This is a genomic window from Alitabrizicola rongguiensis (assembly GCF_021491355.1).
GTDB classification, from domain to species: Bacteria; Pseudomonadota; Alphaproteobacteria; order Rhodobacterales; family Rhodobacteraceae; genus Aliitabrizicola; species Aliitabrizicola rongguiensis.
Genome location: NZ_JAKENF010000001.1, coordinates 911105 through 934166 on the forward strand (window position 1 = coordinate 911105; position 23062 = coordinate 934166).

Consider the following 23062-nt stretch of genomic DNA (forward strand, 5'->3'; position numbering starts at 1 on the left):
GGCATGACACTGGCTTCACAGGACGACATCCTTGACCGAATCCGCCTGCCGCTGCGCCTGACTTGGGCAGGGCTTTGGTGTGAACGTCTTGTCAGGGCGTTCTGGCCGCTTTGGTCCCTCGCCATCGCAACGCTTTCCGCGCTGGCCTTTGGCGTGCAGGACTGGCTCCCTCTCGAAGCCGCCTGGGTCGGACTTCTGTCCATCCTGGCCGGAGCCGTGTGGGCTCTTGTCACGGGCCTGTCGCGGTTTCGAAAGCCGCGCCGGACCGACGCGCTCGAGCGGCTAGACAGCGCGCTTCCCGGCCATCCCATCTCTGCCCTGACCGACACGCAGGCGATCGGCATAGGCGACCCGGCCTCCGCAGCCGTCTGGGAGGCTCACCGCGCTCGAATGGCGGCACGCGCGGCCCAGGCGAAAGCGGTTTCGCCCGATCTTCGGCTTGCACGCCGCGACCCCTATGCCCTGCGCTATGTCGCGCTGACTGCACTTGTCATCGCCCTGATGTTCGGCTCGCTCTGGCGGGTCACGACCGTTGCCGGCCTGACACCGGGCGGCGCTGTCGATCTCGCCTCGGGTCCGGTCTGGGAAGGCTGGGCGCAGCCGCCCGCCTACACAGGAAAACCAAGCCTCTATCTGAACGACATCAGGACCGAGGATCTGACCCTGCCGGTCGGAACGCGGGTGCTTGTCAGGCTATATGGCGATGTCGGCGCGCTGACCTTGGCCGAAACCGTCTCGGGGCGCACCGATCCGCAGCCGGCCTCGGCTCCATCACAGGACTTTACCGTCACGCGCAGTGGCAAGATCAGCATCGACGGTCCAGGGGGCAGGGAATGGGAGATCCGCGCCCTGCCGGATGCGCCTCCATCGATCAGCCCCACAGGGCAGATGACGCGGGGGCCGAAAGGGCAGCTGCAGCAGGCCTTCCAGGCGAATGACGATTATGGCGTCGCCGCAGGTCAGGCCACGATCGCGCTCGACCTCGCCGCTGTCGACCGGCGCTTCGGACTTGGCGTGGACCCGGAGCCGCGCGACCCGGTGGTGCTGGACCTCCCCATGCCGATTTCGGGCAACCGGAAGGATTTTTCGGAAACCCTCGTCGACGACCTGTCGAAGCACGCTTTCGCTAACCTGCCAGTGACGGTCACACTTTCGGTGACTGATGCCGATGGACAGACCGGCACATCCGAGGCGTTCAAGACCGTCCTGCCCGGAAAGCGCTTTTTCGACCCGCTCGCCGCAGCATTGATCGAGTTGCGCCGCGACCTATTGTGGAACCGTTCGAATGCCCCGGACACGGTTCAGATCCTCAAGGCGGTGACTTACAAGCCCGAAGGCTTCATTCGCAGCGAGAAGGCCTATCTGAAGCTGCGCGTTCTGACGCGCGACCTCGACACCCAAGCCGCGACGCTTTCGACGGAGGCGCGCGACCAGATGGCGGACGCCCTGTGGGACATTGCGCTTCTGATCGAGGAAGGCGACCTGGCCTCGGCACTCGCCCGGCTTCAACGCGCGCAGGATCGGCTGGACGAAGCGATCCGCAACGGCGCCGACAAGTCCGAGATCGACGAGCTGATGGCCGAGATGAAGGACGCGCTCAACGAGTATATGCGTCAGTTGGCTCAGCAGGCGCCTAAGGACGGCGAGCAGCAGCTTTCGCAGGACATGCAGGGGCTGCAGATGTCCGCCGACCAGCTCCAGCAGATGCTCGACAAGCTGCAGGAGCTGATGGAACAGGGCAAGACAGCCGAAGCACAGCAGTTGATGGAAGCGCTGCGTCAGCTCATGCAGAACATGCAGGTTGTACAGGGCGAAGGCAATTCAGGCGGTCAGGGCAACACCCAGATGCAGGGCCTTGCCGACATGCTGCGCGAACAGCAGGAATTGTCGGATGACTCCTTCCGCGAGCTTCAGGACCAGTTCAGCACCCAGCAGGGCCAAGGCGGGCAAGGCGGTCAGCAGGGAGAAGGCAGCGGCCCCGGCTCGGGGCAGAAGCCCGGCCAGTCAGGCCAGGGCGAAGCCCAGCCCGACAGCCGCAGCCTTGCCGAACGTCAGGGCGATCTGGGCGACCGGCTGGGCAATATGCAGAACCTTCCGGGAGCCGGGAGCGATGCCGGCGAAGAGGGGCGTCGTCAGCTTGACCGCGCCGGCCGCGCCATGGACGATGCCGAGCAGGCGCTGCGCGATGGCGATCTGTCCGGTGCGCTCGACAAGCAGGCCGAGGCCATGGACGCCATGCGCGAAGGCATGCGCAGCCTGGGCGAAGCCCTGGCCGAGGAGCAAGGTCGCCAGCCAGGAGAGCGTCAGGGCGGCGACCAGATCGGTCAGGCCGACCCGAACAGCCAGCGTGATCCCCTCGGCCGGAATACCGGGCAGGTCGGCAGAATAGGCTCCGATCACAACATGCTTCAGGGCGAGGATGTCTATCGCCGGGCGCAGGAGCTTCTGGACGAGATCCGTCGCCGTTCGGGCGATCAGAGCCGGCCGGAGTCCGAACTCGAATACCTGCGCCGGTTGCTCGAGCGGTTCTGACCCCCCAAGCCTCATTGGCAGTTCAGGCTTTGACAGGCTTAATCTTGCCGCGCCTGCGAACGTGGACGCGCGCCGCCCGGCGACCGGCAAGACGCAAGAGCCGCTGGAAGGTCGGGCATTCCAGATGCGACGGGGCCGGGCAATCGGCCACGTGGCGCAACGTGTCGCGCAGTGCGGCAAGCTCGCGGATGGTCTGGTCGAGTTCGTCTGCCTTCTTGCGCATCTCCTCGCGGGGAAGAACGGGCGCACCGCTACGACCGAAAATCCGGGCAATGTCCTCCAGCGCAAAGCCAGCCGTCTTGCCCATGGCCACAAGAGCGAGCTGAACCAGCACATCAGGGGTGAACTGGCGCCGCAGCCCATGGCGGGCCGCCGAGGAGATCAGCCCAATCTCGTCGTAGTAGCGCAGCGTCGAAGCCGGGATTCCGGTACGCGCCGAGACATCGCCGATGTCGATCAACTTCACGATTGACCTCAAGTTGACTTGAATTCGTAGCCTGCCTCGCATCCCCGATTCTTTCAAGGAGCGAACAGCATGAACGATCTTGATGACCACGAAGCCCAAAGGAAGCCGCGAGGGGTGCAGGCTGTCCTGCTGCTCTCCATGCTTCTCGCCTCACTTGGCACCAGCATTGCCAATGTCGGTCTGCCAGCGCTTTCAGACGCATTCGACGCGCCTTTTCCCAAGGTCAAACTCGTCGTGGTCGCCTATCTGGTCAGCCTGACGGCCACCGTCCTTGTGGCAGGCCGGCTTGGCGACCGCTTTGGTCTGAAGCCGATGCTCTTGCTTGGCCTGGGCATATTCACGACATCTGCCATGCTGTGTGGCATGGCTGGCACGCTACCGCAGTTGATTGCCGCACGCGGCGCCCAGGGGATCGGCGCGGCCTTTCTCATGACATTGAGCCTTGCCATGGCGCGGCAGATCGCGCCGCCCGACCGGGTCGGACAGGCAATGGGGTTGATCGCCTCGGCCTCGGCCTTGGGCACGGCGCTCGGGCCGGCCTTGGGCGGCTTCCTGATGGCCGGGTTCGGCTGGCATGCTCTCTTCCTCGCCCAGGCACCAGGCGGGCTGCTGGCAGCCCTCCTTGCCGCGGCCCTGCTGCCCGCAGCGACGTCCTCGGCTAAGACGCCGCGACCATCTTTCTGGATAATGCGCAACGGCAGCCAGATGGTGGGACTGGTCCTGAATCTGACAGTTTCCGCTGTGATGATGGCGACTCTGGTCGTCGGACCCTTCCTGCTGACCGGCCCGCTTGGCCTGACGGCGACAGCAGTCGGCATGGCTATGGCAGTTGGCCCGATCATCTCGACCTTTGCCGGCCTGCCATCCGGCAGGTTCGTCGATCGTTGGGGGCCGCGCGCTGCCGTTTCACTTGGCCTTCTGATGCTTGCCACCGGCGCGCTCGGATTCGCCCTGCTGCCCGAGCGGATGGGCCTGACAGGATACATCCTGACGGTGGCCATCCTGACGCCGGGCTACCAGCTGTTCCAGTCAGGCAATACCACCGCAACCCTCGCCCTGGCAGCACCGGAAGCGCGAGGGACCATTTCGGGCCTTCTGGGGCTTTCGCGCAATCTGGGGCTTGTCTTGGGCGCATGGGGCCTGGGCGCCGTATTCTCGGCAACGGCCGGGACCACCGAACTGGGCTTTGCCGAACGCGAAGGGGTCCTGCGCGGGACGCGGGACGTCTTCCTTGTCGCCGCAATAGCGATGTCCGGGGCACTGGTCCTATGGCGCAGGGCGAGCCGCACACCAGGGCAAGACCGCGCCGCGTCCGTGCCTTAGGCTCAGCCTTTGTCGCCGCTGAGGTCGCGAAGCTGCTCGGTCGCGGATTTCAGGGCGGCGTCGATGCCCATCCGGACGCGGTCGACCGCCTTGACATAGGTGTCGATCGCACCGGCGCTGGCTGGAAACTGCTCGGCGATGCGGGGGGCCATCCCATAGCCGACCCACAGCGCCACGGCGATGATCATCATCAGCACGAAGCCAGAGCGGAACCCCTGCCGGTCGTCGACAGTCGCAGCCGGGAGCATCGGAATCTCGTCGTCCGTATCGTCCTGGCGCGCACTGCTTGCCCGGAGCGTCGAGTTGATCTCCTCGATGTCGGGCAGAAGCTCTCGGCGCGACGACGGCCGAGCCGGGTGCTCTTCCTCGTCTTCGTGAGCGTCGATCGACAAGTCGCGGAACCGGTCCCGGGCAGCCACGACAGAAGGCGGCAACGGTGGTGGAGGGGGCGGAGGCAAGCCAAGATCCTGCTGCACCTCGATGCCCACGGGCGCCTCGGCCTCACGCACGGCGCGTTCCCGCTCGGCCTCTTCCCGCAGCACGGCAAGCACGTTCGCGTCTATGGCCCTCTTTGGCGACGCGGCTGCCGGAGCGGGTGGCGGAACTTCTTCAACTTCCGTCTCAGGCGGGAAATCGAGTTCGAAGTCCGGCTCGGGTTCGGGCGGGATGGGCGGAGGAGGCGGCGGAGAATCCGGCAGAGGTTCGAAGACCTCGCTTTCCTGTTCAAGCGCCGCAAGTTCGTCGGGATGGAGCTGAAACCAGGCGTGGCCGCAGTTCGAACATTGAACGTCGCGCCCCGATGCCGGTATGGCAGCATCGTCAACCTCGTACTGCGCGTCGCAATTGGGGCAAACCAGCCGCATGCTTTTCCCGTCCCCGGCGGCCCGGCTTACTTCGGCCGACCCTGCTTGATTTGCACATTTCTAACAACAAAGCCCCTCCGCTCCAAGCATCCCTGTGGAAAACTGCCCCGCCTCCGTGGCTTGTCGGTCGCACCCGGGCAGATCACATCGAGTGGCAAGACCCTGTTGCCCCGATTGAATCCGGCGTGAATCCGCGCAAGATAGTCGCCGATCCGGCCAGACTGCCGGGCAGGGGGTGCCGTGATCGCATTTGACAATGTCGCCTACAGCTATGGCGGCGGTGAGCTTCTTTCCGAGGTCTCCCTGCGCCTTGCGCCTGGGTCGTTCCATTTCCTGACCGGCCCGTCGGGTGCTGGCAAGTCGACCTTCCTCAAGCTGTGCTATGCCGAACTCTTGCCGACAGCCGGGCGTGTCACGCTGTTCGACCGCGAGGTAAGGAGCCTCTCCCGCGACGACATCGCCCGCACGCGCCGCCGGATCGGTGTGGTACATCAGGATGTGCAGTTCCTCGACCACCTGCCGCTGGCAGCGAACGTCACCTTGCCGCTGACGGTCTCGGACAGGGAAAGCTCGGCCTCTGACCTTGCGGACCTTCTGGGCTGGGTCGGTCTTGGCCAGATGGCCGACGCCCTGCCCCCCTCGCTTTCGGGCGGCGAACGCCAACGCGCGGCGATTGCCCGGGCGGTCATCATCGACCCTGACGTGATCCTTGCCGATGAGCCGACGGGCAATGTCGACTGGGAAATGTCGCTGCGCCTTCTGACGCTGCTCGTCGAACTGAACCGGATGGGCAAGACGATCCTGATCGCGACCCACGACCTGAACCTGATCCGAAGCGCCAAGAGCCAGGTTGCCGCCCGGGTCCTGCGCATCCGCAACCGTCGCATCCAGCTTGCCGGGGCCGACCTTTGACCGCTTCCCCCGATACCCGCCTGAGCCGGATCACGATGCGGGACCGGGTGGTGCCTCCCTCGGGGCCGACGGCATGGCTCACGACCTTCACGGCCGCCACGATGGCCTTCCTTGCCGTCTTCGCGCTGGCGCTCGCCCTCGCCTCCGGCAGGCTGGCCGACCGCTGGTCGGAGGGACTGGCGAATTCTGCCACCATCCGCATCTCGGCTCCCGCCGACCAGATGGAACGTCAGACCCAGGTCGTCCTGGAGCTTCTGAGTACCACTCCGGGCGTCGCCTCGGCCCGCGCCCTGACCGATGACGAGCAGCGCCGCCTGCTCGAGCCATGGTTCGGCCCCGACCTGCCGATTTCGGCTTTGCCCATCCCTCGCCTTGTCGAGATCATCGAGGCGAGCCCCGGTTACGATGGCGAGGGACTGCGGCAAAGACTTGCCGCCGAGGCGCCGGGGGCCATTCTCGACGACCACACCCGCTGGCGCCGCCCCTTGACCGTCGCCGCCGAACGGTTGCGCTTCCTGGGTCTGGTCTCGATCCTGCTCATCATTGGGGCGATGGCCGCAATGGTGACATTGGCCGCCAATGCGGCACTCGCCACCAATGCCCAGGTTATCAAGGTGCTGCGTCTTGTGGGCGCGCGCGACAGTTACATCGCGCGGGCCTTCGTGCGCCGCTTCACGCTGAGGGCGCTTGGCGGCGCCGCGATCGGAACCATACTTGGCATGCTGGCCGTGCTGGCATTGCCATCGGCCGATGCGGCTGGCGGCTTTCTGACCGGCCTTGGTTTCCAGGGGGCGGGATGGCTTTTGCCGCTTCTGCTCCCGCCACTTGCCGCGGTGATCGCCTTTGCGGCGACGCGCTTCGCCGCCTTCCGCAAGCTGAGGGAGCTGACCTGATGGGAACCGCGCTGCAATGGGTCCGCTCGCTTCTTTTCATCATCCAGATGTACCTGGCGATGGCGGTCTACGGCATCGCTTATCTGCCGCTGGCGATCCTGAAGAAGGATGGCGCGCTACGCGCCTGCAAGGCCTATACGCGGTGGGTCCGGTGGACGGCCCGATGGATGGTTGGGATCGACACCGAAGTGCGCGGCGCCGTGCCGACGGACGAGGTGGTTGTGGCGGCCAAGCACCAGTCTTTCCTCGACATAATCCTGATCTTTGGAGCCCTGCCACGGCCCCGTTTCATCATGAAGAAGGAACTGGTCTATGCGCCCTTCCTTGGCTGGTACGCGCTGCGCGTCGGCTGCGTGCCGGTGGACCGTGGCAAGCGGGGGCAGGCCATCGCCCAGATGATGGAGAAGGTGAAGGCAGGGCAGGAAGAGCCGGGGCAGCTGGTGATCTACCCGCAAGGCACTCGGGTCGCGCCGGGCGCAACCAAGCCGTACAAGATCGGCACGGCGCTGATCTATGACCAGCTCGGCACCGGCTGCGTTCCTGCGGCGACCAATGTCGGAGTATTCTGGCCGCGCCGCGGCATCTACCGCCATCCGGGCCTTGCCGTGGTCGAATTCCTTCCGCGCATCGAGGCGGGCCTGTCGAACGGAGCCTTCATGAGTCGGCTTGAAGATGAGGTCGAGACGGCGTCGAACAGGCTTATGGCGGATGCGGGGTTGAAACGGATCGACAGCTGAGTGGCTGGGCCCGGTGGTGGCAAGTCGAGCATCGACCGCAGCGAGACGTCACAAAATCTTCGCCGCCCCTGGCGATGGCTTTTATCTGGCAAACCAGGTCTGCCCTGACCGGGGCGGGGCATGAAGGTTTCTTCGCATGGAATTTCTGACGAGCCTGGATGAACTCCATACGGCCTATGGCACGCCGGGCCGCGCCTCCACCGTCAAGGTAAGCCCGGTCCTGAACCGGTCCTACCGTACATGGATCGAGCGGTCGCGCTTCTGCGTCCTTACGACCGTCGGCCCGGAAGGAACCGACGGCAGTCCGCGAGGAGATGACGGGCCAGTGGTGCGCATTCTCGACCATCGCACGCTGGCCATGCCGGACTGGCGGGGGAACGAGCGCATCGACTCGCTGCGCAACATCCTGCGCGACGGCCGCGTCAGCCTGCTGTTCCTGATCCCCGGATCAAACACCGCGATGCGCGTCAACGGAACAGCCCGCGTCACGCTTGATCCGGGCCTTTGCGACAGTTTCCGGCGGGGCGATGCGGTGCCCCGTTCTGTCATCGTCATCGCCATCGCAGAGGTCTATTCCCAATGTGCCCGCGCACTGCTGCGGTCGGCACTCTGGACCAGCGGAGACCAGTCGGAGGGCCTTCCGACCGTCGGCGACATGCTGCGCGAGATCACCGAGGGCGATCTGGATGGCGCCGCCTATGATCGAGACTGGCCCGCCCGGGCCGCCAAGACCATGTGGTGAAACCGGCCCGAACGACACGGGTCAAGCGGCAGTGTCATTCGCGGCAGCGATGCCTTGGACCGGATCGCGCGCGCCGGTCGGACAATGGGCCGTGATGGCTTCAATGATCGCGGTGCGGCGCAGCGGCTTGGTCATGTAGCGGTCGATGCCCGAGGCGAGGATTCCATCTGCATCCCCATCCATCGCATGCGCGGTCAAGGCGATGATCGGCACATGGGACTTCCCTTCCTCGGCCGTGCGAATGGCGCGGGCGGCATCGCGGCCGTCCATCTCGGGCATGGAGATGTCCATGAAGATCAAGTCGGGCTTGAGGTCTTGCCAGAACTCGACCGCCTCTCGTCCATTGCCCGCGAAGGTGAGGTCAAGGTCCAGATCCTTCACCATCTTGCGGAAGACGAGTTGATTGGTCCGGTTGTCCTCGGCCACGAGAACCCGCATCTGCCGCCCAGCCGGTTCGAAGGCTCCCCTATCGGGAGCTGTCGCAGCGGGGCGAGACAGGGTCTGTAGCCTGCGGAATAGGTCAGACCTCAGGATTGGCTTCTGCAGAACCGCTGCCGGGATGTCGGCTCCCAAACCTGAGCGGGCCGCAGCGGGGTTGGAAGAGAGAAGAACGATCGGCATCGCAAATCCTGCCTCCCGGATGGTGGCGCATAGCGCCAGCCCGTCCATGTCGGGCATCTCGTGATCGGTGAGGACAACGTCGAAATGGCCGTCACGCAGGAGTCTCTCCATGGCATCTGAACCCGACCGGCACAGCACCACTTCGATGCCGCAGGCGCCGAGCTGTCGTTCCAGGATGGTCCGGTTGATCAGCTGATCGTCGACCACGAGCGCGCGGCGCAGGGTGATCGGCACCATGGCCGTTGCCTCTTCGGCCACCGGCAGGACCAGACGGAACCCGAAGCAGGAGCCGCGACTGACCTCCGACTCGACCCAGACTTCGCCCCCCATCCGCGCGACCAGCCGTTCAGTGATGGCAAGGCCAAGCCCGGTGCCTTCGAACTTGCGGTTCGAGGCGTCCTCGACCTGATTGAACTCGCCGAAGATATGTCCGAGGTATTCTGCCGGGATGCCGATCCCGGTGTCCTCGACCGTCACGTGGAGCTGGCGCTGGCCCGGTTCGGTTTCGATGCCGACGACCCGCACCAGCACATGGCCCACCTCGGTGAACTTCACCGCATTGCCCATCAGGTTCGTAAGAACCTGCCGGATACGGCCGGGGTCGCCGATGTAACGAGTGGGCAGGAACATGTCGACGTCGATGATCAGGTCGATGCCCTTTGCGCGCGCCTTGGGCTGCAGGATCATCGCCACTTCGTGGATCGTTCGTTCCAGATCAAAGGGTTCGGGGTGCAGCGTCAGGCGTTCGGCTTCGATCTTCGAGTAATCGAGAATGTCATTGATGATGACCAGAAGCGCCTCGCCCGAGGAACGGATCGTCTCGGCGAAAAGGCGCTGTTCCTCGGACAGGCTGGTGTCGCACAGAAGCTCCGCCATCCCGACGACACCATTCATCGGCGTGCGGATCTCGTGGCTCATGTTGGCAAGGAAAGCCGACTTGGCGCGATTGGCGGCCTCGGCAGCCTGACGCGCGGTTTCCAGCGCGGCCTGCTGTTCCTTCTGCTCGGTGATGTCGATGCGCAGTCCCACACGCCCGCCGTCCGGCGTGGGGTGATCATGGGCACGCACCCACCGGCCATTTCCCAGTTGCTGCTCGTGCATCGCTACTGGATTGCGATGCTGGGCAAGACGATCGGCAAGCCAGGCCTCCTCTCGACCGACGGCATCGGCGTGCTGACCGCGTTCAAGGCCGTAACGCAGGATTTCCTCGAAGGTCGCGCCAGGGATCATCGCGGGCGCGGTTTCAGGATAGATGTCGCGGTAGCGCTGGTTGCAGGTCAGAAGACGCTCGTTGCGGTCGAACAGCACGAAACCATCCGGGATCGCCTCGATCGCTGCCCAGATCCGCATCTGGTCGGTGATGTCGAGCGCCAGCGTCACAAGATCGCCGCCGCGCGCCCGGCGGTCCTGAAGCCGCAGCCAAGTCCCGCGCGTCAGCCGCAGGTCGAGCGGCTCGATCGGGTCGGCTTCCAGACGTGCAAGCATCGCTGCAACCCACGCGTCCACGGAGACGCCAACGGTATCGACCAACCCACGCTCGGCGACATGGTGCAGGATCGCGGCATAGTCCGTTCCTGGCCCCGCAAGAGGCTGATCGAAAGCAGCGAGATAGGCGCTGTTGGCGACGACCAGCTTGAGGTTTCCGTCGAACACCGCAAAGCCGTCGCGGATCGTGTCGATCGAGTCCCAAAGCCGCCGCTCGGCCATGACGGCAGCGGTATGCGCATTCTCCAGATCAGAGAGGAAGCGGCTGTTCTGCCCCTTCAACTCCTCGGCTTCCGACAGGGCCGAGCGGACGACCTGACGCTGTTCCACGATCTGATCGGACAGGGCGCGGGCATGGAGGGCCAGCTTTTCGTTCGCGGCGAAGAGTTCGCGCTGCTTCTGTTCCAGAAGCCGTTCCGCCGCGAGCCGCCCCCTTCTTTCCTTGGCCAGACGTTCTGCGATGTCCATGTCGCGCCTTGTCCCGGGGTCTTCCAGTGCAAGAAGCCGTTCTGGCCCTGCGCCGACGACCTTCGCGGAACAGGGTGAACGCCCCCTTAACGGCGAAGGGCCAAATTTTCCTCGGTCCCCACCTTGCTTGGACTCACGCGCACATGCGACGATGGACACAGTTTCTCGGGAGGTTTTTTATGCGTCGCATTGCAGGTCTGGGCCGCGCCCTGATGGTTGTTTCGGCCCTTGGTCTGGCGCCCCTTCCACTTGCCGCGCAGGACCAGCCGCTGATCCCCGAACGTCGCTTCGTCCTGTCGGAGAACACCGACATGCCGGGCGGCGACCTGCAGTCGATCTTCGATACCACCATCGAGGCCTGCGAACGGGCCTGCCTTGCCGATACGCAATGTCTCGCCTTCACCTTCAACAGCAAGAATGGCTCCTGCTTCCCGAAATCGACGGTCGGTGAGGGCACGCCCTACGCCGGCGCCTATTCTGGCCGAGTGGTGATGGCGGATCCGCGCGCCATGGCCGATGCCGGCGCGCGTGCCGCGGATCTGTCGAAGTTCATCGGCACTTACGATCTTGGTCAGGCCTATGCACAGGCCGTGGATCTGGCCAACAAGCACATCACAGGCAACTGGACGGCGGAAGAGTTGATGAGGGCCGCGGCAGACGCCGAGATGGGCGGCGATCCCGCTGTCGCCTCGACCGATGTGGGTGCGGCGCTGAACCTGACGGATGCTCCCGATCAATGGGTCGAGTACGCTCGTCTTCTGCTCGCGGCGGGGCAGCCGGACGGCAACAACCAGCGGGCGTTCCGCGACCGGTCGCTGTCAGCCGCGATCAACGGATACCTGCGCAGTGCCGACCCGGCACAGCAGCATTCGGCGCTGGTGCAGATGGCCTTCGCGCTGGAAAGCGTCGATCGGGGCAGCGACATGGTCAAGGCGCTGCGGCTCGCACAGGATATCCAGCCTCGCGATGACACCGAGGCGCTGCTCGACGATGCGATCGGCAAATACGGGTTCCGGGTCACCGAGACGACGGTGGAAAGCGACTCCGCCCGGCCCCGCATCTGCGCGACTTTCTCGGAAGATCTTGTCGAGAAGGGCGTCGACTATGCGAATTTCGTACAGCTTCCCGACCCGGCAATGACCGTGGTGCCCGGAGCGTGGCGGCAGCTTTGCGTCGAAGGGGTCGAGCATGGGCAACGGGTGACCGTGACCTTCCGTCAGGGCCTTCCGGCGGCTGACGGGCAGACTCTGGTGAAATCGGTGCCGATCACCCAGTACGTGCGCGACCGCAGCCCGGCTGCACGCTTTGTCGGGCGCACATATGTCCTTCCGCGCGCAGGCGGCGCGGCAATTCCGGTGCAGACGGTGAACACCAAGGTTCTGGACCTGACGCTTTACGAGGTGTCGGACCGCAACATGCTCCGCGCCATCCAGAACAACCTGCTCGGGCCGATGGATGTCTACAGCGAAGCCGACTTCATGGGGAATGTCGGCGCCGAGGTCTGGGCCGGGACGGCCGACGTGGTGATGGACGTGAACAAGGACGTCACAACCCGGCTGCCGATGGACGAGGCGGTGAAGGATCTGAAGCCCGGGGTCTATGCCCTGCGTGCCGCGGCGCCCGGAACGGACCCCTACACGATTGCGCCAGCCTGGCAGTGGTTCGTGATTTCGGACATGGGCGTCACAAGCATGTCCGGCACGGACGGACTGCATGTATTCGTTCGCAGCCTTGAAAATGCCGGTCCGAAGGCGGGCGTGGCGATCGATCTTGTCAGCCGTGCCAATGCCGTGCTCGCCAGCGCGACGACCGACGATCAGGGCTACGCGGTCTTTGATCCTGGCCTGACGCGCGGCGCCAACGGGTCGGAGCCGGCAATGATCGTCCTGCGCGACGGCGATACTGACATATCCTTCCTGTCGCTGACCGATCCGGAGTTCGACCTGTCCGATCGTGGTGTCGAAGGGCGCGAGGCTGCGGGTGCAGTGGATGTGTTCCTGACTACCGATCGCGGCGCCTACCGCGCGGGCGAAACGGTCAATGCGACAGCGCTGACTCGCGACGCCGAAATGACCTCGGTCGAGGGGCTGCCGCTGACGGCGATCATCTCTCGCCCCGATGGCATCGAGTTCTCCCGGCAGGTGGCGCAGGATCAGGGCGCAGGCGGACATGTGTTCAGCTTCCCGATCTCGGGCGGTGCGCCGCGCGGGGTCTGGCGGATGGAGGTCTATGCCGATCTCGACGGTCCGTCGCTTGCGACCAAGACGTTCCTTGTCGAGGATTTCCTGCCCGAACGGATCGACTTCAAGCTTGCTCTCGCCGATGCTCCGGTCCGGCTGGGCGATGCGCCCGAGGCTACGGTCGATGTGCGCTACCTCTTCGGCGCACCCGGTGGCGATCTCGCAATCGAGGGCGAAGCCCTGCTGCGCGCCGCCGACGGTCTTGCGGAGTTTCCCGGCTTTGTCTTCGGGCGTGAAGACGAGCCGTTCTCGGCCCAGATGCAGCCGCTGGAGGAAGGCATCCGCACCGACGAGCAGGGCAAGGCCGCGTTCAATGTTGCGCTGCCCCAGGTCGAGGATCCGGCGCGGCCGCTGGAGTTGCGGCTGACCGTACGTGTCGCCGAAGGTTCGGGGCGCCCGGTAGAGCGACAGGTCGTCAAGCCGCTGGAGCCGACCGTTCCGATCATCGGGGTGAAGCCCCTGTTCGATGGCACCCTGCCTGAGAATGGAAAGGCGGTCTTCGATGTCATCGGCGTCGGCGAAGGCAACAAGGCCGCCGCGATGCAGGTGAAATGGCACGTCGACCGGATCTCGACCGACTACCAGTGGTATCAGCAATACGGCCAGTGGATGTGGGAGCCCGTGACGTCGCGCCAGAAGATCGCCGAGGGAACCGCCGCGCCGGGCTCGGAACCCGTTCAGATTTCTACTGATACGACCTGGGGCGACTACGAACTGGTCGTCGAACGCACCGATGGGCCCTATGCCGCGACCTCGGTGAAATTCGCCGCAGGCTGGTACGGCACGGCGGATGCGGCGACGACGCCCGACATGCTGGACATGTCGCTCGACAAGGCGGCCTATGAACCGGGTGAAACCGCGAAGCTGCGTGTCGTTCCACGCGCCGCCGGGACAGCTCTGGTCACGGTTCTGTCGAACCGGCTGATCGAGCACAAGACGGTCGATGTCGCGGCGGGCGAGAACATCATCGACCTGCCGGTGACCGAGAACTGGGGCGCAGGCGTCTACGTGACCGTTTCGGCCCTGAAACCGATCGACGTGGCCGCAGGGCGGAACCCGTCGCGGGCACTCGGCCTGTCCTATGCCAGCATCGCGCCGGGAGATCGGCAGCTGAAGGCCACCATAGAGACGGCGCCCGAGGCGGATCCGCGCGGGCCAATGGACGTGGCGGTGAAGGTGGAGGGCGTCCAGCCGGGCGAGAAGGCCTACGTGACTCTGGCTGCAGTGGATGTGGGCATCCTCAACCTGACCGCTTTCGAGTCCCCTGATCCCTCAGCCTACTATTTCGGCCAGCGCAAGCTCGGGATCGGCATCCGAGACCTGTACGGGCGGCTCATCGACGGGATGAACGGAGCCGAGGGCTCCGTGCGTTCGGGCGGGGATGCCGGGGCGCAAGCGAAGCTCAAGGCGCCCCCGCCGACCGAGCAACTCGTCGCCTTCTTCTCCGGTCCGCTGGAGGTCGGCGCGGATGGACTGGCGCGGGCGACCTTCGACCTGCCGAGCTTCAATGGCACGGTGCGCGTCATGGCCGTGACCTGGTCCAAAACCGGCGTCGGTCAGGCCAGTACCGATGTGCTGGTGCGCGATCCCGTCGTGGTCACGGCGAGCGTGCCGCGCTTCCTCGCGCCGGGCGACGAAAGCCGCCTGCTGCTTGAGATTGTTCATGCGACCGGCCCGGCCGGGCGGATGGGTCTTGACGTGACCTCGGCCGGGCTGACGCTTGGCAATGCTCCCTCGGGCGTCGATCTGGCAGAGAAGGGCAAGCAGGTCGTCTCGATCCCCATCACCGCCGGAGAGGAGGGTGTCGACACGATACGCGTCGCCCTGACCACACCGGATGGCAAGCTTCTGACCAAGGACCTGACGATCCCGGTGCAGCTGAACGATCCCGCCATAGCGCGGATCAGCCGGTTCGATCTGGAGCCGGGCCAGACCTTCACCTTCGACCAGAACGCCTTTGCCGGGCTGATCCCGGGCACGGCGCAAGCAACACTGGCGGTTGGACCGATCGCACGGTTGAACGCACCTGGGCTGCTCGCCAGCCTTGACCGCTATCCCTATGGCTGCACCGAACAGCTGACATCCAAGGCGATGCCGCTTCTTTACCTCGACCAGATCGCCAAGGCGATGGAGTTGCCAGGATCGGACAACATTCACCAGCGGATCGAGGAAACGGTCGCCGAGGTGCTCACCAATCAGGGCGCCGAGGGGGCCTTCGGCCTCTGGGGACCGGGGTCGGGCGACTTCTGGCTGGATTCCTATGCGACCGACTTCCTCTCGCAGGCGCGGGCCCAAGGCATCGATGTGCCTGACGTCGCCTTCCGGCAAGCGTTGGACAACCTGCGCAACCAGGTGAACTACCAGCCCGATTTCGACTCGGGCGGCGAGGCGCTGGCCTATGCGCTGATGGTGCTGGCGCGCGAAGGCGCGGCGGCTGTCGGCGACCTGCGCTACTATGCGGACGTGAAGGGCGATGCCTTTTCGACTCCGATGGCGGCGGCACAGCTTGGCGCGGCGCTAGCAAGTTACGGTGACCAGACCCGGGCCGATGCGATGTTCACCCGCGCGGCGAAGATGCTGAAGGCAGCGCAGCCCGATACCGGCAGTCAGATCTTCCGCGCCGATTTCGGCTCAAACCGCCGGGATGCCGCGGCCGTCCTGACCTATGCCGTGGGATCCGGCTCGAACGCAGTGGATCCTCAGGCTTTGGCGGGGCAACTGGCACAGAACGAAGGGAACCTCTCGCCGCAGGAAACGGCATGGCTGCTGCTTGCGGCAAATGCGCTGCTGACCGGACCGGACGGATCGGGCATCACGATGAACGGGCAGAAGGTGGACGGACCGCTGGTCCGTTTGCTGGACAGCGCCGTCACCGAGCCTGTGATGGTGGCGAACACCGCCGCGAAACCGGCGACGCTTACCGTGACGGCCTTTGGCGTCCCTTCAGATCCGGTTCCGGCGGGCGGCAACGGCTATGCGATCGCGCGGAGCTATTTCACGCTCGATGGCCAGCCGGCGGATATCGCCTCGGTCAAGGCCGGGACGCGACTGGTGGCAGTCGTCGATGTGACGCCTTTCGACAGCGGCGAGGCGCGGCTGATGGTCAACGATCCGCTGCCGGCGGGCTTCGAGATCGACAACCCGAACCTGATCCGGGGCGGCGATGTGTCGGCTTTGGATGATCTGGGGCTGGAGACCGAGGTAACCCATGCCGAGTTCCGGCAGGACCGGTTCCTGGCCGCGCTGGACCGTCAGGACGCGACACCGTTCCGCCTGGGCTACATCGTTCGCGCCGTCTCGCCGGGCCGGTTCCATCATCCCGCCGCCTCGGTCGAAGACATGTATCGACCGGACTTCCGCGCGCAGTCGGATGCAGGCGAGGTTGTCGTGACGCCCTGATGCGCGCGCGATGGTTCTTCCTGATCGCGGCCGTCCTTTGGCTGGCCGCGGTCGGGCGCGATCGGTTTGACGCCTGGGTTGCGGCAACGGATTTGCCGCCCCTGGTTCCAGCTACCTCCGTGGAGGTCGTCGACCGAAATGGCAAACTCCTGCGACCCTATCAGGTGGCCGATGGGCGCTGGCGGCTGGCCGTGGACGGCGAGCAGGTCGATCCGCAGTTCCTTGCGATGCTGGTCGCTTATGAGGACGGTCGGTTCTACGACCATCACGGCGTTGATCCGGTGGCGCTGCTACGTGCGGCGGGACAAGCCTTGCGCTATGGCCATGTTGTCTCGGGCGGATCGACCCTGACAATGCAGGTCGCACGGCTTTTGGAGAACAGCGGAACCGGAAAGGTAGGCGGCAAGCTGCGACAGATGCGGGTGGCGCTGGCGCTGGAACGACGGCTGACCAAGGCGCAAATCCTGAACCTGTATCTGTACCTTGCGCCCTATGGGGGGAACCTCGAGGGGATCCGGGCGGCGAGCCTCGCCTATTTCGGCAAGGAGCCAAGGCGACTGACCCCAGCTGAGGCGGCGCTGCTGGTCGCGATCCCGCAGGCGCCGGAATCCCGCCGCCCCGATCGGTTCCCGGCCAAGGCTGGATCGGGTCGTGCCCGGGTTCTGGCGAGGGCGGTAGCGGAGGGCGTGATCGACGCGGATCAGTCCGAAGCCGCCAAGACAGAGCCGGTTCCAAATGCCCGCCTGCCCTTCCCCGCGATTGCCCCTCATCTGGCCGACCGGGTGCGGGCTGCCGATCCTACGGCAGGGCGGATCATGCTGACGGTCGATGCGGGTCTGCAGGCCAGGCTGGAAGAACTGGCGGCCGAGGCGGTGGCCGACAAGGGCGACCAGATGCAGGTGGCGGTCGTGGTGGCCGATCACCGGTCGGGCGAGGTGCTCGCCTCGGTAGGCTCGGCCGGCTACCAGGCGGACGCGCGGCAGGGCTTCGTCGACATGACGATGGCGCTGCGCTCGCCCGGATCGACACTCAAGCCGCTGATCTACGCGCTGGCTTTCGACCAAGGGCTGGCGCATCCCGAGACGCTGATCGACGACCAGCCAATCAATTTCGACGGCTATGCACCGACGAACTTCGACCGGACCTGGCATGGAACGATCCGCGTGCGCGAAGCTCTGCAGGAGTCGCTGAACATCCCCGCCGTGCTGCTGACCGAGGCGATGGGTCCCTCGGCGCTGCTGGCGGGCCTGCGGCGGGCCGGGATCGAGCCCGTCATTCCGGGCAACCAGCCGGGGCTTGCCGTCGCTCTGGGCGGGGTCGGGGTGACGCTGACCGACCTCGTACAACTCTATGCCAGCCTCGCGCGCGGTGGGGTGGCACTGCCGCTTCACTGGACGGGAGAGGAGGGCGACGAGGGGCAGCGCGTCGTGTCTGACGTTGCCGCCTGGGAGATCGGCGATATCCTGTCGGGCCTCGCACCGCCACCCGGTGCGCCAGCGAACCGCCTCGCCTACAAGACCGGGACAAGTTACGGCAACCGGGATGCCTGGGCGATCGGCTTCGACGGCGAGACGGTGATCGGCGTCTGGATGGGCCGTGCCGACGGCACACCCGTCCCCGGCATCTTTGGCGCTGATCTGGCCGCGCCGGTGCTTTTCCAGGCCTTCAACCGGGTGAAGCCTGCCTTTACGCCCCTGCCGCCCCCACCGCCCGCGACTCTGCTCGTCTCGAACGCCCAGTTGCCGGCGCCCTTGCAGAGATTCCGCAACCGGCACGCGGCTTTCGAGGCGGCTGATGCGCCGCAGGTCACCTTTCCCCCCGATGGCGCGGCGGTGGAGCTAGTGGGCGATGCGGTCAAGGTAAGGGTAACAGGGGGCACCGCCCCCTTTACCTGGCTGGCCGATGGCCTGCCGATCCTGATTGCCGACCGGGAGCGGGAAGCGATGCTCACGCTGCCCGGCACCGGGTTCATCACGCTGTCGGTGATTGACGCATCAGGTCGGTCGGCACGGACGTCAGTGGAGGTAATCCGGCCGTGATCATTTCAGTGGGACGCAGATCTCGGTCAGCAGGTCGCCCTGTCGCACCTCCATCGGCGTGTTGAGGTACACTTCGTAGGGTGCGCGGTCGGCCGGTTCCTCGTCGCAGGTGGCGAGCCATCCCCGATAGAGGGCGTCCCAGGACGCGGGCAGCCCGGCATAAGGGCCGCGATGGGTCAGGACGGCAGTTCGTCCGCCATCGACGATGACCTCTTCCAGTGGGGCTGCGATCTCAGCGCCCTCGGGCAAGGCAATTCCCGCATGGGAGCGCAGTTGCTCGGGCGGGACGGTCGAAGGGTCGTCGTAGTAGAGCGCCAGCATCGATCCGGCCTGGACCAGAAGCCCACGGGCAGCAAGCGTGGTGAACAACTTTTCAAAGGCGCGCCCGATCTCGGAATAGGGTCCGGTATGGGTAACGGCGGCAAGGCGGCGGCGTGGTTCGGTGCGGATCGTGACATCAGGCATGGAATCATCTCCTGTTGGGGTGGGAAGGAGCGGTGGTCGATGCTGACCGCGGTGCCGGTAGCTGGACGGAGGCACGCCATAGAGGTCGGCGAAGGCCCGCGAGAAACTGTCGGCATCAGGATAGCCGACCTCGCCCGCGATCTGCGCGACTGGCGTCGTGCCGGTGACAAGGGCCACGGCCGCCCGGTGCAGCCGCATTCGCCGGACCGTCTGGGCCGCCGTTTCCAGCGTCATGGCACGCCAGAGACGGTGGAAGTGGAAGCGGCTGAGCGCGGCCACCTCGGCCAACCGATCAAGCGACAGGTCGTCCGTCGGGTTGTCGTGGATGTAGTCGAGCACCCGGTTAAGGCGTTTCTCATGGTGGTGGGTCATTCGCATCCTCCGGTCCCTCAACCTTGCCACGGCCGCAGCCGGCAAATCTTGCCGAGTTGCATCGACGGGACGCCAAGGCCATATAGGGGCGACTCCTCAAGGATGATCCGTCATGAACTATCTCGAGTTTGAAAAGCCCCTCGCTGAGATCGAAGGCAAAGCCGAGGAGCTGCGCGCGCTTGGCCGCGCCAACAAGGAGATGGATGTCGAGAAAGAGGCGGCGGCCCTCGACAAGAAGGCCGATGCGCTGCTCAAGGACCTGTACAAGGACCTCTCGCCCTGGCGGAAGTGTCTGGTCGCGCGCCATCCCGACCGTCCGCATTGCAAGGACTACATCGACGGGCTGTTCACCGAGTTCACCCCGCTCGCAGGCGATCGCAACTTCGCCGACGACCACGCGGTGATGGGCGGGCTTGCCCGGTTCAACGATCAGGCGGTCGTGGTCATCGGTCACGAGAAGGGATCGGACACCAAGACCCGGATCGAGCGCAACTTTGGCATGGCGCGGCCCGAAGGGTATCGCAAGGCGATTCGGCTGATGGACCTCGCAGACCGGTTCGGCCTGCCGGTCGTTACGCTGATCGACACGCCCGGTGCCTATCCCGGCAAGGGAGCCGAGGAACGAGGCCAGTCCGAGGCGATCGCGCAGTCGACGGCGAAATGCCTTGCCATCGGGGTGCCGCTGATCTCGGTCGTCATCGGCGAGGGTGGATCGGGCGGAGCGGTGGCCTTTGCCACTGCGAACCGCATCGCCATGCTGGAGCATTCGATCTATTCGGTCATCTCGCCCGAAGGCTGCGCCTCGATCCTGTGGAAGGATGCCGAGAAGATGCGTGAGGCGGCCGAGGCCCTTCGCCTGACCGCGCAGGATCTGCAGAAGCTGGGCGTGATCGACCGGATCATCAAGGAACCGATGGGCGGCGCTCAGCGCGGGCCTAAGGAAACAGTGGAAGCGGTCGGCAAGGCGATCGAGACGATGCTGAAGGAACTGTCCGGCAAGAAGCCCGAGGCGCTGGTCAAGGATCGCCGGCAAAAGTTCCTCGACATGGGTTCAAAAGGTCTGGCTGCCTAACCGCCAAGCAGAGTCAATCGCCCTCGATTGCCGCCAGGAAGGCCGCGCCGAAACGCTCGGCCTTCATCTGGCCGACCCCGGAAATCCGTTCCAGCTCTGCCAATGTCCTGGGTCGCGTCTCGGCGATCTTGCGCAGTGTCGACTGGGTGCAGGACAGCGGTCTTTCCGTGCCCTCCTCGCCCCGTGACAGGCGGATATTCAATTCGGCGAGCCGGTCGAAGATCTCGCCTTCCTCGCGACCGGCAAGGCGCATCCGTTGCGGATGAAGCGGGTCAGCTCCGGCACCGGTGATCACCGAAAGGAAGGCCAGGCCGAAACTTTCCAGTTTCTTGGAGCCGACACCGCTGATACGGGCCATCTCGTCCATGGTCTTCGGTCGGCGTTCCGCCATCTCGATCAGCGTTCGGTCCGGAAAGACGATGTAAGCGGGCACGCCGGCCTCCTCGGCCAAGGCCCGACGCTTGGCCTTGAGCGCCGACAGAAGTGGCGCATCCTCGTCGGCGACAAGCGCCCGGACGACCGGTTTGGATCGGTCAGTCACCGTATCGCGCCGGAGAGTGATGCTTTCCTCGCCGCGCAGAACCGGCAGCGCCGCATCGGTCATCCGAAGCGCCCCGTGCCGGTCAGGGTCTGGACGCACGAGGTCACGCCCCATCATCTGTCGGAACACCGCCGTCCAGGCCGGCTTGGTCAGCTCCCGTCCGACGCCGAAGGTCGGCAGCCCGTCATGCTTGCGCTCGCGTACCTTGTCGGTCGCGTTCCCGGTCAGGATGTCGATCAGGTGGCCGGTGCCGAACCACTCACCGGTGCGCAGAATCGCCGACAAGGCCTTGCGCACCGCCTCGGTTCCGTCAAACAGCGCCGGCGGGCGTTCACAGAGATCGCAGTTGCCACAGGGCTCGGACGTTTCGCCGAAATAGCCAAGCAGCACTTGCCGGTGGCAACCCGTCGCTTCGGCCAGACCGAGAAGGGCGTTGAGCCGGGCATGATCCGCCGCTTTGCGATCCGGCGGCGCCAGTCCCTCGTCGATCTGCGCGCGGCGCAGCCGGATGTCCTCGGGCCCGTAGAGCGTCAGGGTATCGGATGGCGCGCCATCGCGCCCGGCGCGCCCGATCTCCTGGTAATAGGCCTCGATGGACTTCGGCAGGTCGGCATGGGCGACCCAGCGGATGTCAGGTTTGTCTATGCCCATGCCGAAGGCGATCGTTGCAACAACGATCAGCCCGTCTTCCTGCTGGAAGCGAACCTCGACCCGCCGGCGTTCGTCCGCCTCCATACCTCCGTGATAGAAGCAGGCGAAATGCCCGGCCTCGGTCAGGGCTGCGGCGAGCGTCTCGGTCTTGGCGCGGGTTGCGGCATAGACGATGCCGGACTGGCCGCGTCGCGCCGCGGCAAAATCGAGGATCTGCCGGCGCGGCTGATCCTTCACCTCGAAAGCCAGCCGCAGGTTCGGCCGGTCGAAGCCGCGCAGGAACACTTCGGGCATCGCGCCGTCGAACAAACGCGCGACGATCTCGGCCCGTGTTTCTTCATCCGCCGTAGCAGTGAAAGCCGCAAGAGGCACGCCAAGGCCGCGGCGCAACTCGCCGATGCGCAGATAGTCGGGCCGGAAATCGTGGCCCCATTGGCTGACACAATGCGCCTCGTCGACTGCGATGGCCTTCGTTCCGATCCGCCGCAGCATCGACAGAGTTGCAGCGGAGGCGAGACGTTCGGGCGCCATGTAGAGGAGCTTGAGCCGCCCCTCATCCAATGCCCGAAAGACTTCCTCGGTTTCCTCCTCGGTGTTACCCGAGGTGAGGGCTCCCGCCTCGACTCCAGCTGCCCTGAGCGCCCGAACCTGATCCCGCATCAGCGCAATCAGGGGTGATATCACGACTGTCACGCCATCGCGGCACAGTGCCGGCAATTGAAAGCAAAGCGACTTTCCGCCCCCGGTCGGCATGATCGCCAGCGTGTTGCGCCCGGCAAGCACCGCCTCAACGATTTCAGCCTGCCCCGGCCGGAAGCCGGAGAAGCCGAAGATCGAATGAAGAAGCTCGGCTGGCTCGGTCATGGCCGGGGGCGATGCCCGTCAGGACATCACATGAAGGCCATGGCGTTGTTGAACAGGACGATGCGGAGCGCGTAGATCGCCACCAGGACGACCAGAGGCGTGAAGTCCAAACCGCCCATGACCGGTATGATCTGGCGAACCCGCGAATAGACCGGATCTAGAATGCGGTTCAGTGCGTCCCAGATTTGCCCGACAACGGGCTGGCGCAGGTTCAGCACCTGGAAATTGATCAGCCAGCTCATGATGATGTGCGCGAGCACCACGAACTTGGCGATGTCGAGAAGCAGAAGGAGGATCTGGAACAGCGAAGTCATGCGGCCACCGGCGATGAAAGATGCGCCAGAGGTATAGGGCGGCCGCGCCAAGGGCAACCAGTT

At 65.4% G+C, this 23062-nt stretch carries 15 protein-coding genes; 9 read left to right on the forward strand and 6 right to left on the reverse strand.

Annotated elements, in window-relative coordinates; genetic code table 11:
* The first annotated feature begins 3 nt into the window (after positions 1-3).
* Positions 4-2532 carry a TIGR02302 family protein gene (locus tag L0V05_RS04585; RefSeq protein ID WP_234868904.1) on the forward strand — a complete coding sequence of 843 codons (2529 nt, stop codon included), beginning with the start codon at positions 4-6 and terminating at the stop codon, positions 2530-2532.
* Positions 2533-2554: 22 nt separating this feature from the next.
* Here L0V05_RS04585 and L0V05_RS04590 read toward each other — a convergent pair whose 3' ends face one another.
* The gene (locus L0V05_RS04590; protein WP_234868905.1) at positions 2555-2998 is read right to left on the reverse strand and encodes a helix-turn-helix domain-containing protein; all 444 of its coding nucleotides are present in this window, start codon (positions 2996-2998) and stop codon (positions 2555-2557) included.
* 69 nt (positions 2999-3067) lie between these two features.
* On the opposite strand from L0V05_RS04590, the gene L0V05_RS04595 reads away from it, so the two are divergent.
* Positions 3068-4321: an MFS transporter gene (locus tag L0V05_RS04595; protein WP_234868906.1), complete on the forward strand. Its 1254-nt coding sequence runs from the start codon at positions 3068-3070 to the stop codon at positions 4319-4321.
* A 2-nt stretch (positions 4322-4323) separates the two neighbouring features.
* Here L0V05_RS04595 and L0V05_RS04600 read toward each other — a convergent pair whose 3' ends face one another.
* On the reverse strand, positions 4324-5184 hold the full coding sequence (locus L0V05_RS04600; protein ID WP_234868907.1) for a zinc-ribbon domain-containing protein: 861 nt from the start codon (positions 5182-5184) through the stop codon (positions 4324-4326).
* A 240-nt stretch (positions 5185-5424) separates the two neighbouring features.
* On the opposite strand from L0V05_RS04600, the gene L0V05_RS04605 reads away from it, so the two are divergent.
* The 4 genes from L0V05_RS04605 to L0V05_RS04620 all read left to right on the forward strand — a co-directional run bounded on the left by L0V05_RS04605 (position 5425) and on the right by L0V05_RS04620 (position 8468).
* Positions 5425-6096, forward strand: coding sequence for a cell division ATP-binding protein FtsE (locus tag L0V05_RS04605; RefSeq protein ID WP_234868908.1), 672 nt, complete (start codon positions 5425-5427; stop codon positions 6094-6096).
* A 35-nt stretch (positions 6097-6131) separates the two neighbouring features.
* On the forward strand, positions 6132-6989 hold the full coding sequence (locus L0V05_RS04610) for a cell division protein FtsX (RefSeq protein ID WP_234869198.1): 858 nt from the start codon (positions 6132-6134) through the stop codon (positions 6987-6989).
* Positions 6989-7726, forward strand: coding sequence for a lysophospholipid acyltransferase family protein (locus tag L0V05_RS04615; RefSeq protein ID WP_234868909.1), 738 nt, complete (start codon positions 6989-6991; stop codon positions 7724-7726). Before L0V05_RS04610 ends, L0V05_RS04615 begins: the two co-directional genes overlap by 1 nt.
* A gap of 136 nt (positions 7727-7862) precedes the next feature.
* The gene (locus L0V05_RS04620; protein ID WP_234868910.1) at positions 7863-8468 is read left to right on the forward strand and encodes a pyridoxamine 5'-phosphate oxidase family protein; all 606 of its coding nucleotides are present in this window, start codon (positions 7863-7865) and stop codon (positions 8466-8468) included.
* 21 nt (positions 8469-8489) lie between these two features.
* Here the strand turns inward: L0V05_RS04620 and L0V05_RS04625 are convergent, their stop codons facing one another.
* The gene (locus tag L0V05_RS04625; protein ID WP_234868911.1) at positions 8490-11042 is read right to left on the reverse strand and encodes a hybrid sensor histidine kinase/response regulator; all 2553 of its coding nucleotides are present in this window, start codon (positions 11040-11042) and stop codon (positions 8490-8492) included.
* Positions 11043-11221: 179 nt separating this feature from the next.
* On the opposite strand from L0V05_RS04625, the gene L0V05_RS04630 reads away from it, so the two are divergent.
* Both L0V05_RS04630 and pbpC read left to right on the forward strand, forming a co-directional pair.
* A complete protein-coding gene (locus tag L0V05_RS04630; RefSeq protein WP_234868912.1) occupies positions 11222-16681 on the forward strand; it encodes an alpha-2-macroglobulin family protein in 5460 nt (1819 codons plus the stop codon).
* Positions 16678-18720: a penicillin-binding protein 1C gene (pbpC, locus tag L0V05_RS04635; RefSeq protein ID WP_234869199.1), complete on the forward strand. Its 2043-nt coding sequence runs from the start codon at positions 16678-16680 to the stop codon at positions 18718-18720. Before L0V05_RS04630 ends, pbpC begins: the two co-directional genes overlap by 4 nt.
* Here the strand turns inward: pbpC and L0V05_RS04640 are convergent, their stop codons facing one another.
* Complete coding sequence (locus L0V05_RS04640) at positions 18721-19557, reverse strand: AraC family transcriptional regulator (protein WP_234868913.1); 837 nt, start codon at positions 19555-19557, stop codon at positions 18721-18723. It lies immediately after the preceding gene.
* Positions 19558-19669: 112 nt separating this feature from the next.
* Between L0V05_RS04640 and L0V05_RS04645 the strand changes: the two genes are divergently transcribed.
* Entirely contained in the window at positions 19670-20629 is a 960-nt protein-coding gene (locus L0V05_RS04645) for an acetyl-CoA carboxylase carboxyltransferase subunit alpha (protein WP_234868914.1), read from the forward strand.
* Between the two features lie 13 nt (positions 20630-20642).
* On the opposite strand, the gene recQ is transcribed toward L0V05_RS04645, so the two are convergent.
* Positions 20643-22685, reverse strand: a complete 2043-nt coding sequence (recQ, locus tag L0V05_RS04650) for a DNA helicase RecQ (protein ID WP_234868915.1) — start codon at positions 22683-22685, stop codon at positions 20643-20645.
* 26 nt (positions 22686-22711) lie between these two features.
* On the reverse strand, positions 22712-22999 hold the full coding sequence (locus L0V05_RS04655) for a YggT family protein (protein ID WP_234868916.1): 288 nt from the start codon (positions 22997-22999) through the stop codon (positions 22712-22714).
* Positions 23000-23062: the final 63 nt, after the last annotated feature.

Excerpts from the sequence above, each read along its gene's own strand:
- L0V05_RS04585 (WP_234868904.1), top strand. The coding sequence starts at position 4 with ATGACACTGGCTTCACAGGACGACATCCTTGACCGAATCCGCCTGCCG.
- L0V05_RS04595 (WP_234868906.1), top strand. The coding sequence starts at position 3,068 with ATGAACGATCTTGATGACCACGAAGCCCAAAGGAAGCCGCGAGGGGTG.
- L0V05_RS04600 (WP_234868907.1), bottom strand. The coding sequence starts at position 5,184 with ATGCGGCTGGTTTGCCCCAATTGCGACGCGCAGTACGAGGTTGACGAT.
- L0V05_RS04610 (WP_234869198.1), top strand. The coding sequence starts at position 6,132 with ATGCGGGACCGGGTGGTGCCTCCCTCGGGGCCGACGGCATGGCTCACG.
- L0V05_RS04615 (WP_234868909.1), top strand. The coding sequence starts at position 6,989 with ATGGGAACCGCGCTGCAATGGGTCCGCTCGCTTCTTTTCATCATCCAG.
- L0V05_RS04620 (WP_234868910.1), top strand. The coding sequence starts at position 7,863 with ATGGAATTTCTGACGAGCCTGGATGAACTCCATACGGCCTATGGCACG.
- L0V05_RS04625 (WP_234868911.1), bottom strand. The coding sequence starts at position 11,042 with ATGGACATCGCAGAACGTCTGGCCAAGGAAAGAAGGGGGCGGCTCGCG.
- L0V05_RS04630 (WP_234868912.1), top strand. The coding sequence starts at position 11,222 with ATGCGTCGCATTGCAGGTCTGGGCCGCGCCCTGATGGTTGTTTCGGCC.
- L0V05_RS04640 (WP_234868913.1), bottom strand. The coding sequence starts at position 19,557 with ATGACCCACCACCATGAGAAACGCCTTAACCGGGTGCTCGACTACATC.
- L0V05_RS04645 (WP_234868914.1), top strand. The coding sequence starts at position 19,670 with ATGAACTATCTCGAGTTTGAAAAGCCCCTCGCTGAGATCGAAGGCAAA.
- recQ (WP_234868915.1), bottom strand. The coding sequence starts at position 22,685 with ATGACCGAGCCAGCCGAGCTTCTTCATTCGATCTTCGGCTTCTCCGGC.
- L0V05_RS04655 (WP_234868916.1), bottom strand. The coding sequence starts at position 22,999 with ATGACTTCGCTGTTCCAGATCCTCCTTCTGCTTCTCGACATCGCCAAG.